This is a genomic window from Streptomyces sp. NPDC058051 (assembly GCF_042885475.1).
GTDB lineage: Bacteria > Actinomycetota > Actinomycetes > Streptomycetales > Streptomycetaceae > Streptomyces.
Map to the genome: position 1 here is coordinate 1 of NZ_JBHVRW010000054.1, position 14,382 is coordinate 14,382.

Below are 14,382 nucleotides of genomic sequence, written 5' to 3' on the forward strand. Positions count from 1 at the left end.
CGCGCCCGCGCCCGCGCCCGCGCCCGCGGGCGCGGGCGCGGGCGCTGGCGCACAGAGCCTGGGCTTCCTCCAGGGCGATGCGGGTCTGGGTGTCTTCGCGAAGGCGGGCGTGCCCGCGGGCCTGGCGGGTGAGGAGCATCGCGTGCAGGGTGGGCGCGTCTTGGTCGGCAATGACCTGGCGGGCGGTGCGCGCGGCGGTGACCGCGTCGCGCGGGTCGCTGGCGGAGTATCCGTGGATTGCGAGGAAGGACAGCGCTCCGGCCCGCAGCCTGCTGTCACCGCTGGCGTGAGCTGCGCGCAGGGCTCCGAGAAGCACGTTGCGGGCGATGGTGTGGGAGCCGCTGTCGACGTGGTACCAGCCCGTCTGGATTGCGGTGTCCGCGGTTACTGCCGCGAGGCGTCGGCCGGTCGCCTCGTTGAAGTCGCCTTCCTTCAGGAGCCGGAAGTGAGAAGGTCCGCCGAGCTCTGGCCAGGGCCCGTGCGAGTGGTCCTGTGCGGCGACGTCCGCTTGGGGATGTCCGCCTGGGGGATGTCACCGACGAACCCCCGTACGGGAGAAGACGGACGCGACGCCGTTTCGGCCCGGGGCCGCGAGCGTGACCTACAGGTCGGGTCAAGGCGCCGAGAGGTCACGCAAGCCACGCCTGGGGAGGTGAACGGCTACGCGTGGCCTCTTGTCGTCGCTGTGGACAGTAACCACGCATCAGTTCCTCTTTCGCGCGACGGGGATCAACTGCGAAACGGATCTCGGCGAGCCGGCCCCCGACCAGGTCCGTGGACACCGGCGTGCGGCGTACGCGGGGCCTGCGTCCGGGCTGATGGGCGTCCCGGGGCGTGGGCAAGGGAGCCACGGGCAGGAGAGGCCCGCCGATGCGGCTGCCGGAAGTTCTCTGGGCGGGAGGCGGGACGGCGCGGAGACTCACAGGTGTCCGGAGCCGTCGATGGCTCCTGGACTTGTCCGCTCCATGGAGGTGACCGGTGGACAGCGGTGATGCCAACGAGATGGGTGCCGGCAGACCGATGTCGTTCGCACAGCGACGGTTGTGGTTTCTGAACAGTCTGCGCCCCGGTACACCGGACGATCTGCTGCCGCTGGCGCTACGGATCCGCGGCGACCTCGACGAGAAGGCGCTGACCGGTGCGTTCGCCGCGGTACTCGCCCGCCACGAGGTGCTGCGAACGCGGTACCCCGCGGTGGACGGCGAGCCGGTGGCGGTGGTCGAGCCCACGGTCGAAGTGCCTCTGGAACACCGGGATCTGCGGGCGCTGCCCTCCGAGGAGCGGGAGCGGCGGCTCGCCGGGCTCGTCGCCGCCGAGGTGGTACGGCCGTTGTCGCTGGACTCGGCACCGCCGCTGCGGCTGGTCCTGGTGCGGCTGGCCGAGCACGATCAGCTCCTGCTGATCGTGGTCCACCACATCGCCTTCGACTTCTCCTCCTGGCCGGTGCTCACCCGGGAATTGGCGGCCGGGTACCGAGCCCGCGCCGGCAGCCCGGTGGCCATCGCGGAACCGGAGCCACTGGAGCCGCTGCCCCTCCAGTACGCCGACGCCGCCGCCGAACAGGCCGAATGGCTGGCCGGACCGCGCGGCGAGCGCCAGCTCGCCCACTGGCGCGAGCGGCTGGCGGGTCTGGAGTCACTGACGCTGCCCACCGACCGGCCGCGCCCGGCGGTCTGGGACGGCGCCGCCGACATCGTCCGATTCGCCGTCCCGGCCGAGCTGGCCGCCGGAGTGGACGGGCTGGCCCGGCAGCACCGGGCCACGCGGTTCATGGTGCTGCTCGCCGCCTTCCAGGCCACCCTGGGATGGCTGACCGGCCGGACCGACATCGCGGTGGGCACCCCGGTCAGCGGCCGGGGACTGCCCCGGCTGAACGGTCTGATCGGGCTGTTCGTCAACACCGTGGTGCTGCGCGCCGATCTCGGCGGCGAGCCGTCCTTCGCCGAGCTGCTGCGCAGGGTGAAGGCGGACGCGCTGGCCGCGTTCTCCCACGCCGCGCTGCCGTTCGAGCAGGTTGTCGCCGAGCTGGCCCAGGAGCGTGACCTGTCCCGCAACCCCCTCTTCCAGGTCTCCTTCCAACTGCTCACCCTGCGGGAGGAACCGGAGTATCTGCCGGGCCTGCAGACCGAGATGATCTCCACTCCGGCCGCCGGCAGCGCTCTCGACGTGGCGCTGGACCTGCTCACCCTGCCGGACGGCCGGATCGCCGGCCGGATGCAGTACGCCACCGCGCTGTTCGACCCGGACACCGCCGAGCGGATCGGCGCCGCGTTCGTGGCGCTGCTGACCGCAGTCGTGGCCGATCCTGAGACCTCGGTCTCCCTGTCGGCGGGCGGACTCACGCCGTTGCCGGGGCGGGAGCGGCGCAGGCTGCTGGCCCAGGGCAACGGCACCGGCCTGGAGGTGCCGGATGTCCCCTGGACCGAGCTGTTCGAGCGGCAGGCGGCCCGGACCCCCGACGCGGTCGCGGTCAGCTGCGCGAGCCGGTCCCTCAGCTACACCGAACTGGACGCCCGGGCCAACCAGTTGGCGCATCGCCTGGCCACGGCAGGCGCTGGGCCGGGGATCCCCGTCGGGGTCCTTCTTGAACGCGGCCCCGCGTTGCCGGTGGCCCTGCTGGCGGTGCACAAGGCCGGCGCCGTGTATCTGCCGCTCGACCCGGGCTACCCCGGCGGCCGGATCGGCCATCTGCTCCAGGACGCCGGGGCAGCGGTGCTGATCAGCGAGCGGGCGCTCGTCGGACGGCTGGACGACGTGGGAGCCGGGCTCCGGCCGCCGGAGGACCGTACCGTGCTGCTGGACGATCCCGCCGAGGAGGCCAGGCTGGCCGACGCCCCCCGCTCGGCGCCGTCGCGCCGCCCCGGCCCGGACGAACTCGCCTACATCTTCTACACCTCCGGCTCCACCGGCAGCCCCAAAGGCGTGCTGATCGAGCATCGCTCGCTGACGCACTTCCTGGTGGCGATGGCGGGCCGTCTGCCTCTTCGCCCCGGCGACGCGTTCCTGGGCATCACCACAGCCGCCTTCGACCCGTCGCTGATGGAGCTGTGCCTTCCGCTGCTGACCGGGGCCCGGCTGCTGCTCGCCGACCGCGAACAGGCCCGGGATCCGGAGCGGATGGCCGCACTGATCGACACCGCCGGACCCGGCCTGGTGCAGGCCACCCCGGTCACGCTGCGGATGCTGCTGGACGCCGGCTGGCGGCCGGGGGCCGGACTGACGGTGCTCAGCGGCGGCGAGAAGCTGCACACCGAACTGGCGGTGCGCCTGGCCGCCGACGGCGCCCGGGTCTGGGATCTGTACGGCCCGACCGAGACCACCGTCTGGGCCACCACCGCCCGCCTCGACGCGCAGGGGCGGACCGTGGACTGGGAGCTGCGCGGCAACACGGAGCTCTACCTGCTGGACGAGCGGCTGGAGCCGGTCCCCGAGGGCACGGTCGGGGAGGCGTGGATCGGCGGCAGCGGAGTCGGCTGGGGCTACCACGGACGCCCGGCGCAGACGGCCGGGGTCTTCGTCCCCGACCCGTTCTCCGGACGCCCCGGGGCACGGCTGTACCGCACCGGGGACGTGGCGCGCCGACGACCGGACGGCTCGCTGGAGATCCTGGGCCGCGCCGATCACCAGGTGAAGATCCGCGGCCACCGGATCGAGCCGGGCGAGATCGAGTCCGCGCTGCTGGCCCTGGGCGTCTTCCGCGCCGCCGTGGTCTGCGCGGTGCCGCAGCCCGGAGGCGACCAGCGGCTGGCCGCCTACCTGGTGCCACGCGAGGACGCGGACCGGCTGCCCGGCCGTGGCCCCGCCGGCACCCGTCCTGAGGAGCTGCGCACCGCGCTGCTGGTCACCCTGCCCGACTACCTGGTGCCCGAGGCGTTCGTGGTGCTGGACGCCCTGCCGCGCACACCGAACGGCAAGGTCGACCGCAAGGCGCTGCCCGCCGTGGAGAGCTGGCGGCAGCCCGAGGACGCCACCGCCGGCACACCACCGCGTACCGACCGGGAACGCACCGTGGCCGGGGTCTGGGAGGCGGTACTGGGCGTCCAGGGCTTCGGCGTCGACCACGACTTCTTCCAGCTCGGCGGGCACTCCCTGCTGGCCACCCGGGTCGCGGTACGGCTGCGGGCCGCGCTCGGGATCGACGTCCCGGTCCGCGCACTCTTCGAACACCCCACCGTGGCCGCACTCTCGGCGGCCCTGTCCGGCTACCCGGCCGTGTCCTCCGGACGGTCCGTGCCGGTCCTCGGAGCCCGGCGGCGGGAGCGCCGTCAGGCTGTCGCCCAGCCCGCGGACAGCAGCCGGTAAGGGGATCCCCCGGCACAACAGCACACAACAGCACACAACAGCAGACAACGGCACAGCAGTACGGCTGGGCCGCCACACGGCGGCCCCGTCGCCACCACGCCACGGCGGACGTCGCTGAACGTCATCGGCGTGCGGCAGCGCGTTACGCCGAGGCCCACAGGACCGGCGGAACCGGCAGGACCCCGCGAGAACCGAAAGGACCACCGACCGCCATGACCACCGCGATCACTCCTCCCTCCTCCACACCGCCCCTGACCGTGCCCGGACCGCCGGACGTCGCCGTCTTCGAGCGCCACGAGTCCCATGTCCGCAGCTACTGCCGCACGTTCCCGGTGGTCTTCGAACGCGCCAAGGGCGCGCACCTGTACGCCGAGGACGGCCGGGTCTTCACCGACTTCTTCTGCGGCGCGGGATCGCTCAACTACGGCCACAACCCCAGCTCGATCAAGGCGCGGATCGCCGACTATCTCGCGTCCGACGGGATGATGCACGGCCTCGACATGTACACCGGGGCCAAGCGGTCCTTCCTGGTCGCCCTCAACGAGCACATCCTGCGGCCCCGCGGCCTGGAGTACACCGTGCAGTTCTCCGGGCCCACCGGCACCGACGCGGTCGAGGCTGCTCTGAAACTGGCCCGGAAGGCCACCGGCCGCAGAGGGATCTTCGCCTTCAGCGGCGGCTACCACGGAATGTCCCGCGGCTCGCTGGCCGTCACCGGCAACGGCCGGGCCCGCCGGGCCGGCGGGGTGCACGGCCAGGACGAAGTCACCTTCATCCCCTACGAGGACGGACCACAGGGCCCGTTCGACTCCATCGGGTTCATCGAACGGCTGCTGGCCGACTCCTCCTCCGGGGTGGAGACGCCCGCCGCGGTGATCGTCGAGCCGCTGCAGATGGAGGGCGGCGTCTACCCGGCGTCCGCCGACTGGCTGCGCCGGCTGCGCGCCGTCACAGAACGCCACGGCATTCTGCTGATCTGCGACGAGATCCAGTCGGGCTGCGGCCGCACCGGCACCTTCTTCGCCTTCGAGGAGTCCGGCATCGTTCCGGACATCGTCACCGTCTCCAAGTCCCTCAGCGGCTTCGGACTTCCGCTGGCCCTCACCCTCTTCCACCCCCGGCTCGACGTCTGGGAACCGGGTGAGCACACCGGCACCTTCCGGGGCAACCAGCTCGCCTTCGTCGCCGCGACCGCCGCCGCCGAACTGTGGAGCCGCCCGGACTTCCTCGCCCAGCTCCCCGGCCCGGCCCGCCGGCTGGCCGAGCTGGGGGCCGAACTGACCGCCGCCGAACCGGAGATCGTCGTCCGGGGCCGCGGCACGGTGCTCGGCATCGACCTCGGCCGCTGCGGCGGCGGCGAACGCGCCGCAGCGGTTCAGCGGTACGCCTTCGACCACGGGCTGATCGTCGAACTCTCCGGCCGCGACGACGAAGTGATCAAGGTGCTGCCGCCACTGACCATCACCCCCGAAGAGCTCGACCACGGCCTCGGCGTGCTGCGCGCCGCACTGCTCACCCGCTGAGGCCCGAGACCGCCCGTCCGGAGCCGCCGTCCCGACCTGCTCCACCTAGGAGGAAGCACCATGCCCCAGGCCGAACGCCGTCATCTGATTTCCATCGACGACCTCTCCGACGAGGAGCTGCGACAGATCGCCCGGCGCGGCGCCGAGTTCTCGGCGGGCGCTGCCGAGGAGGCCCGGCCGCTGGCCGACACCGTCGTCGGTGTGCTGTTCCGCAAGACCTCCACCCGTACCCGTACCGCCTTCTCCGCCGGGGCGCTGCGGCTGGGCGCCCGGCTGATCACCTACGGCCCCGGGGACCTCCAGGAGAACACCGGGGAGACCGTGGAGGACAGCGCCGCAGTGCTCTCCCGGATGATCGATGTGCTGGTGGCGCGCACCGCCGGTCCCGAGCGCGAACTGCGCGCCTACGCGGACCAGCAGCGGATGGCGGTCATCAACGCGATGAGCAGGGGCGAGCACCCCACCCAGGCGCTCGCCGACCTCACCACTCTGCTGCGCAGGTTCGGGCGTATCGAGGACCTGCACGTGCTCTACGTGGGCGAGGGCAACAACACCGCCTCCGCCCTGGCCCTGGCGCTCTCCCGGTTCCGGGGCACCCGGCTCACACTGCGCACCCCGCCCGGATACGGGCTGGCGCCCGAGTACCTGGAACGGGCGGCGGTCTACGCCAAGCGCACCGGAGCCCGGATCGAGGAACGCCACGACATGGCGGATCTGCCGGCCGCCGACGTCATCTACACCACCCGCTGGCAGACCACCGGGACCGAGAAACCGACCGCCGACTGGCGCGAGGTGTTCGCGCCCTTCCAGGTCACCGGGAAAACCATGGCGAGCAGCCCGGACGCGGTGTTCATGCACGACCTGCCCGCGCACCGCGGCGAAGAAGTCACCGCAGACGTGCTGGACGGCCCGGCCAGCATCGCTTTCGACCAGGCCGAGAACAAATACCACAGTGCGCGCGCCGTTCTCGAATGGTGCGCGACGGACCGTAGCTCCGAGAGGTAGATCATCATGGTCGCGGAAGAGCAGGAAGCTGTTTATCTGCCCGGTGGGCGTTGGCGGTTGTGGGAGCAGTTCTCGTTGCGGGGGCCGGGTTTTCCGGTGGGGGGTGTGTTGGGTCTGGCGCCGGTGGATGTGTCGGTGTATGCGGACAAGTTTGCTGGTGGGGTGGCGTTGTCGGGTCCGGATTGGGATGAGTTCGAGGGGGTGTTCGGGGAGGTTGCGGCGCGGACTGCGGTGCGGTTGCAGGAGGTTGCGGGGGGTTCGGATTTCACGGCTGCGGTGGCGTGGCAGAACCGTACGGTGTTGCGGACGGGGATCGGTCCTTTTCTGGGGTGGGTTCCGTCGGCTTCGGGGCGGTCGAGTATGCCGCGTCAGCGTGAGGAGTTGGTGGCTCATTATTGGCAGCGGTTCTGTGTGAAGAACGACACGATCGGGTTTTTCGGTCCGGTGGGCTGGGGTCGTGTGGATGGTGCGGTGCGGGGGGTGGAGATCGATCCGGGGGAGGGGCTGACGGCTTCGTCGTCGGTGTTCTTCTCCAGTTGGTCGATCGACGCGTTGGCGAAGAAGTTGTCGGCCGACGAGCGTCTGATGACCTGGATACCCCCACGCCGCATTCCGTTCGCCCGCCTCGAACGGCGCGACGCCGGTGCGGTGGTACAGCTTCCGGGACGGCCCGAACAGCCCGTACCGCCGGAGCTGTTGCCGCTGCTGGAACTGGTCGACGGTCGCCGCACTCTCGGTGACCTCGCCGGCGAACTGGCCCTGCCCGTCGCCGGCACCGAGGAACGGCTGCGTGAGCTGATCCGCCGCCGTTGGGTGACCTGGCGGCTGGAGGTTCCCTCCGGCGCCCATCCGGAGCGGGAGTTGCGGGCGGTGCTGGAGCGGGTGGGTGATTCCGGTCTGCGGCATCGTGCGCTGGAGCCGTTGGAGGTTCTGGAGCGGGGGCGTGACCGGGTGCAGGCGGCGGGGCGTGACGCCACCGCTCTGTGCGAGGCGCTGGCGGGGCTGGAGGAGGACTTCACCCGCATCACCGACACCGCCTCCCAGCGCGCCAAGGGCACCCGCACCGCGCCCAACCGCTCACTGGTCTACTCCGACACCCGACGCTCCGCGACCGCCCGCGTCGGCGACGCGGTCCTGGACGAACTGACGCCGCTCTCGATGTGCCTGACCGCCGTGGGCTGGCTCACCAGCCGCTATGCGGAGTCCATGCGCACCCGTATCCGTGAGTCCTTCGACCGGGTGCGCGGCGACCGGCCGACCACCGATCTCGCCTCGCTCTGGTTCGCCTGCCTGCCCGCTCCGCACGCCGAGTCCATGCCGGAGGCGGACCGGATCGGCGCCGAACTGCGCGAGCGGTGGGCGAGGATCATCGACGCCCCGGAAGGCGCCCGCCGGGTTCAGCTGTCCTCGGCGGACATCGCCGAACGGGTCCGCGAGGAGTTCGACGGTCCGCGCGACGGCTGGTCGCTCTCCCGCTACGTCAGCCCCGACCTGCTGATCATGGCCAAGGACGCTGCCGCGGTGGAACGTGGCGAGTTCGAACTCGTCCTCGGCGAGCTGCACATCGCCATGAACACCGTGGCCGCCTCGCTCTTCGTCAATCAGCACCCGGCCATCGACGAGCTGATCGCCGAGACCGGCCGGGACTTCCCCGGGCCCCGGCTGATGCCGATGCTGCCCAAGGAACTGCCGCTGAAGTGGTCGGCGCGCAGCCGCCCCGCCCTGGACCGCCCGGAGGACTACTTCGTCGCAGTCGCCGAGCACACCAGTGACCCGCACCGGGACCGCACCGTGCTCAGCGCCGAGGTCACCGTCGCCGACCGCGACGGCCGGCTGACGGCCGTGCTGCCGGACGGCAGCGAGTTCGATGTGCTGGACGTCTTCAGCCACGCCCTCACCAACCGCGTCATGGACCGCTTCGCGCTCCGTCCCGACGCCGATCATGTGCCGCGTGTCGCTGTGGACAAGCTGGTGGTGAGCCGGGAGTCGTGGCGGTTCACGGGTGGGGATCTGGAGTTCGCGGAGGAGAAGAGCGAGGCCCGGCGGTATGTGCGGGCGCGGAACTGGCGCAGTGAGCGTGAGCTGCCGCGTTATGTGTTTGTGGTGTCGCCCACCGAGCCGCGTCCGTTCTACGTGGACTTCGACGCCCCGGTCTACGTGAACATCCTGGCCAAGGCGGCCCGCCGGCTGGCCAGGAAGGATCCAGGGGCGAAGATGACCATCACCGAGATGCTGCCCACCCCGGAACACGCCTGGCTCACCGACGACCAGGGCAACGCCTACACCTCCGAACTCCGCTTCGTCGCCGTCGACCAGGAGCACCAGCAGGGGGGAGTGCCGTCATGGTGAGCTTCCTCGACGCGATACGCGCACATGCCGTGCGCACCCCGGAGGCCATCGCGCTGCGCACCGACAACACCTCCTGCAGCTACCGGCGGCTCGACGCCTGGATCGACCGGCTGGCCCACACCCTGACCACCCGCGGAGTCGGCCGGGAACAGGTCTGCGCCATCGCGCTGGAACCGGGGCCGGAGAGCGTGGTGGCGGTGGCGGCGGTGCTCCGCGCCGGGGGAGCCTTCCTCACGCTCGACGTGACCCAGCCGCCGCCCCGGCTGGCCGCCATGGTCCACAGCGGCGGCGCCACCAGCCTGCTCACCCGCCGTGCCGTGCGGCAGACCCTGCGCCTGCCCGTGGACGGACCGGTGATCGACCTCGACGAGCCGGACGGGCCACAGAGCCCTGACGATGTCGACGCGAGCACCGGGACTCGCGGGATCCCTGACGGGCTGCCGGAAATCTCCGGACGGCAGCTGGCCTATGTCAGCCATACCTCCGGTTCCACCGGCACCCCGAACGCGGTGCTGATCGAGCGCGCCGGTCTCGACTCCTACCTGAGCTTCATCGCCCGCGACTACGGCCTCGGTCCGCATACGGTGGCGCTCCAGGTCGCACCGCTCGGCTACGACGCCTCCATCCGCGACACCTTCGCCCCACTGGTCGCCGGAGGCACCGTGGTACTGGCGGAACGGAGCACCCTGCTGCGCGCCGACAGCTTCGCGGAGACCCTGCGAGAGTACGGCGTCAACACGCTGCTGAGCGTTACGCCTTCCTTCCTCACCTTCCTCGCTCAGCAGGACCGGGCCGGGGAACGGCTGAGCGGACTGCGTCTGGTCGTCTCCAGCGGCGAGTCGCTGCTGCCGTTCCTCAGTTCCGGCGCGCGCCGGGTGCTGCCCGGCGGTTTGGTCAACCAGTACGGCCCCACCGAGTGCACCATGACCGCCACCCGCTACGCGGTGCCCCCCGAGCCGGAGACCACCGCCGATCTGGTCGGAACCCCCGTCGACGGGATGACGGCGATGCTGATCGGCCCCGACGAGCGGGAGGTGCCCCCGGGAGAGATCGGCGAGATCGCCCTCGGCGGCGTCGGCGTGGCGCGCGGCTACCGGGGACTGCCCGCGCTCACCGCCGACCGCTTCCGCCCCGACCCCGGCGGACCGCCGGGTGCCCGCGCCTTCCGCACCGGCGATCTGGCGCGCAGCAGACCGGACGGTGTGCTGGAGTATCTGGGCCGTTCCGACCGGCAGGTGAAGATCCGGGGCTACCGGGTCGATCCGGCCGAGATCGAAGGGGTGCTGCTCGGGCACCCCCGCGTGACCGGCGCCGTGGTCACCGCGGAACCCGACGACCGGGGCCGGGTGTTCCTCTACGCCCATGTCACCGGTGAGCTGGAGACGGTCACCGATGCGGAGCTTCGCAGACATCTGGCGGGCTTCCTTCCGACGCACATGATGCCGCGCCGCTTCCACCGCATCGAACGGCTCCCCACCACCCGCACGGGCAAAGCGGACCGGGCCGCCCTGCGCGGCGGCGGCCCGCCGTTCCCGGGCCGGACGCCGTGACCGCCGCCGGTGCCCGCCTCGCCTCGGCCGAGGTACGGGCGGCGGCCGAGCGGATCCGCGGACCGGTACGCCGTACGCCGTTGCTGAGCGCCGATGGACTGCTGGATCCGCCCGGCCTGTCCGGGCTGCTGCTGAAGGCCGAACACCTGCAGCACGGCGGCTCGTTCAAGGCGCGCGGCGCTGCCAACGCGATGCTGGGCCGGGCCGCCGGAGCGGTGGTCGCCGGCTCCTCCGGGAACCACGGCATAGCGGTGGCCGCGCTCGCCCGCCGGACCGGCGCCGAGGCCACCGTGGTGATGGCTGCCGGAGCGGGCCGGGCCAAGGCCGACGCCATCCGCGCACTCGGCGCGCGGGTTCTGGCGGTGGAAGGCGGCGTCGCCGCACGCGACCAGCTCGCCCGGCAACTGGCCGCGGACACCGGGGCCCTGCTCGTGCCGTCCTCCGACGACGAGCACGTCGTCGCCGGACAGGGGACCGTCGCGCTGGAGATCCTGGAGGAGGAGCCCGATCTCGATCTGCTCTTCGTCCCGGTCGGCGGTGGCGGCCTGCTGGCCGGCAGTTGCCTGGCGGCCGATCTCGCCGGACGCCCCGGGCGTCCGCTGCGGATCATCGGTGTGGAGCCCCGACAGGCCCGCCGCTACGCCGTATCGGTCGCCGCCGGGCGACCGGTGGAGTTGTCCGCTTCGCTGACCGTCGCCGACGGACTGCGCGGCCAACGGCCCGGCGAGGTCATTTTCCCCATCGTCCAGTGGCGTGTCGACGAGCTGATCGCCGTCGACGACGAGGAAGTGCTCGGGGCGATGGAGCTGCTGCACCGCGTCGGCGTCCCCGCCGAACCGAGCGGCAGCGTCGCCCTGGCCGGCGCGCTCCAGCGCGGCTTCCAGGGACGCACGGCGGTGGTGGTCTCCGGCGGCAATTCACCGTCCGCCCTCGCCGCCATGGGCGCGGCGGCGGGCTCGGCCACCGGGCCGGGCCCGCATTCCGCGCCGCCCCTCGTACCGTCCCCGGCCGTCTTCTCGGGCCCCTCGTCCCTCTCGGCACTGCCCTCACCTTCAACACTGTCAAAGGAGTCATTGTGAGCGTTCAGGACTGGACCACTGTGCAGGACCTGCGGACCACCGCCGGTCTGACCGTACTGGTCACCGGCCTCTTCCAGGAGGCCCTGAACAACGAGGGACTGGACGAGTACGCCGACTTCTTCGAGTCGGGTGGCGACTCGCTGACCGCGTTCCAGATCACCGGCCGGCTCCAGGAGGCGGTGGGCGTCGAGGTCGCCGTCGCCCTGGTCTTCGCCTACCCCACCCCCGCAGAGCTGGCGGAGATCGTCGCCGAGGAGCTCACCGAGGTCCCGGCCGGGGTGGCACATGAGTGACGACGGTGCTCTGCTGCTGGGCCGGCGTTGGCGGTTGTGGGAGCAGTTCTCGTTGCGGGGGCCGGGTTTTCCGGTGGGGGGTGTGTTGGGTCTGGCGCCGGTGGATGTGTCGGTGTATGCGGACAAGTTTGCTGGTGGGGTGGCGTTGTCGGGTCCGGATTGGGATGAGTTCGAGGGGGTGTTCGGGGAGGTTGCGGCGCGGACTGCGGTGCGGTTGCAGGGGGTTGCGGGGGGTTCGGATTTCACGGCTGCGGTGGCGTGGCAGAACCGTACGGTGTTGCGGACGGGGATCGGTCCTTTTCTGGGGTGGGTTCCGTCGGCTTCGGGGCGGTCGAGTATGCCGCGTCAGCGTGAGGAGTTGGTGGCTCATTATTGGCAGCGGTTCTGTGTGAAGAACGACACGATCGGGTTTTTCGGTCCGGTGGGCTGGGGTCGTGTGGATGGTGCGGTGCGGGGGGTGGAGATCGATCCGGGGGAGGGGCTGACGGCTTCGTCGTCGGTGTTCTTCTCCAGTTGGTCGATCGACGCGTTGGCGAAGAAGTTGTCGGCCGACGAGCGTCTGATGACCTGGATACCCCCACGCCGGATGCCCTTCATCCGCGCCGACTCCGACGAAGGACCCGTACGGATCCCCGGCCGTGCCCCGCAGCAGGCGCCGCCGGGCCTGGTGGCCCTGCTCCGGCTGGCCGACGGCCGCAGGCCGCCCGGCGAACTGGCCCGTGAGCTGGGCCTGTCACTGGCAGAGGTGACCGCAGGGCTGACCGAACTGGTACGCCGTCGGTGGGTGACCTGGCGGCTGGAGGTTCCCTCCGGCGTCCATCCGGAGCGGGAGTTGCGGGCGGTGCTGGAGCGGGTGGGTGATTCCGGTCTGCGGCGCCGTGCGCTGGAACCGTTGGAGGTTCTGGAGCGGGGTCGTGACCGGGTGCAGGCGGCGGGGCGTGACGCCACCGCTCTGTGCGAGGCGCTGGCGGGGCTGGAGGAGGACTTCACCCGCATCACCGACACCGCCTCCCAGCGCGCCAAGGGCACCCGCACCGCGCCCAACCGCTCACTGGTCTACTCCGACACCCGACGCTCCGCGACCGCCCGCGTCGGCGGCGGGGTGCTGGACGCCATGGCACCGCTGGAACCACTGATGAACAGCGCCGCCTGGCTGATGTCCCAGCTCGCCGCCCGGGTGGAACACCGGGCCGAGGAGGTCTTCGAGAAGCTGGCAGCGTCCGGCGGCGACGGGGAGGAGGTCAATCTCGCCGAGTTCTGGTTCGCCTGCATGCCGATCCTGCACGGTGCCGCGGTCACCGACGCCGAGGAGGTACTGGCGGAGTTCCAGCGCCGCTGGGCGCGGATCATCTCCGTCCCGGTGGACGCCCGACGCGTTCGCGTGACGCACTTGGCGATCGCGGAACGGGCTGCCGAGGAGTTCCCCCCGGCAGCCCCGGGCTGGACAGCCGCCCGCTGCATCAGCCCCGACGTGCTGATCGTCGCCCGCGACGTCGAGTCGATCGGCGACGGCGACTTCGATCTGGTGCTGGGCGAACTCCACCTCGCCTCCAACACCGTGGGCGCATCACTCTTCGTCAACCAGCATCCGCGCCCGGCCGAGCTCTTCGAGCTGACCGGCCGAGACTTCCCCGGGCCCCGGCTGCTCCCGCTCCTGCCCAAGGAGCACACGTCACGGCTGTCGGTCCGGGTGCGCAATGTCCTGGTACGGCCGGAGGACTACTACATCGCGCTGCGGGAGCTCACCGCCGACCCGCACCGGGACCGCACCGTGCTCAGCGCCGACGCCCGGGTCACCCGACGCCGTGGCCGGCTGACCGCGCTGCTGCCGGACGGCAGCGAGTTCACTGTCATGGACGTGTTCGGCCATGTGCTGACCACCCTGGCCATGGACATGTTCCGGCTGCTCCCCGACGCCGATCATGTGCCGCGTGTCGCTGTGGACAAGCTGGTGGTGAGCCGGGAGTCGTGGCGGTTCACGGGTGGGGATCTGGAGTTCGCGGAGGAGAAGAGCGAGGCCCGGCGGTATGTGCGGGCGCGGAACTGGCGCAGTGAGCGTGAGCTGCCGCGTTATGTGTTTGTGGTGTCGCCCACCGAGCCGCGTCCGTTCTACGTGGACTTCGACGCCCCGGTCTACGTGAACATCCTGGCCAAGGCGGCCCGTCGGCTGGCCAGGAAGGATCCGCGGGCGAAGATGACCATCACCGAGATGCTGCCCACCCCGGAACACGCCTGGCTCACCGACGACCAGGGCAACGCCTACACCTCCGAACTCCGCTTC

The 14,382-nt window shown here is 71.6% G+C and carries 8 protein-coding genes and 1 pseudogene; 8 read left to right on the forward strand and 1 reads right to left on the reverse strand.

What is annotated here, in order from left to right; translation table 11 throughout:
- Positions 1-316 (reverse strand): annotated as a pseudogene (locus ACFVUT_RS37260) (hypothetical protein); the annotation flags it as partial.
- A gap of 662 nt (positions 317-978) precedes the next feature.
- Here ACFVUT_RS37260 and ACFVUT_RS37265 point away from each other — a divergent pair.
- The 8 genes from ACFVUT_RS37265 to ACFVUT_RS37300 form a co-directional block, all read left to right on the forward strand.
- Positions 979-4,302, forward strand: a complete 3,324-nt coding sequence (locus tag ACFVUT_RS37265; RefSeq protein ID WP_389661001.1) for an amino acid adenylation domain-containing protein — start codon at positions 979-981, stop codon at positions 4,300-4,302.
- A gap of 212 nt (positions 4,303-4,514) precedes the next feature.
- The gene (locus ACFVUT_RS37270) at positions 4,515-5,825 is read left to right on the forward strand and encodes a diaminobutyrate--2-oxoglutarate transaminase (protein WP_389661003.1); all 1,311 of its coding nucleotides are present in this window, start codon (positions 4,515-4,517) and stop codon (positions 5,823-5,825) included.
- Positions 5,826-5,885: 60 nt separating this feature from the next.
- Entirely contained in the window at positions 5,886-6,830 is a 945-nt protein-coding gene (locus ACFVUT_RS37275; protein ID WP_389661005.1) for an ornithine carbamoyltransferase, read from the forward strand.
- 6 nt (positions 6,831-6,836) lie between these two features.
- Complete coding sequence (locus tag ACFVUT_RS37280) at positions 6,837-9,179, forward strand: lantibiotic dehydratase (RefSeq protein ID WP_389661007.1); 2,343 nt, start codon at positions 6,837-6,839, stop codon at positions 9,177-9,179.
- A complete protein-coding gene (locus ACFVUT_RS37285; RefSeq protein ID WP_389661009.1) occupies positions 9,173-10,729 on the forward strand; it encodes an amino acid adenylation domain-containing protein in 1,557 nt (518 codons plus the stop codon). Before ACFVUT_RS37280 ends, ACFVUT_RS37285 begins: the two co-directional genes overlap by 7 nt.
- Positions 10,726-11,808, forward strand: a complete 1,083-nt coding sequence (locus ACFVUT_RS37290) for a threonine/serine dehydratase (RefSeq protein WP_389661011.1) — start codon at positions 10,726-10,728, stop codon at positions 11,806-11,808. The genes ACFVUT_RS37285 and ACFVUT_RS37290 overlap by 4 nt, the downstream gene beginning before the upstream one ends.
- Positions 11,805-12,101 (forward strand): acyl carrier protein, encoded by a 297-nt coding sequence (locus tag ACFVUT_RS37295; protein WP_389661013.1) that lies wholly within the window; start codon positions 11,805-11,807, stop codon positions 12,099-12,101. Before ACFVUT_RS37290 ends, ACFVUT_RS37295 begins: the two co-directional genes overlap by 4 nt.
- The coding region (locus ACFVUT_RS37300) for a lantibiotic dehydratase (RefSeq protein WP_389671140.1) at positions 12,094-14,382 on the forward strand (2,289 nt) is incomplete at its 3' end. The genes ACFVUT_RS37295 and ACFVUT_RS37300, both read left to right, overlap by 8 nt.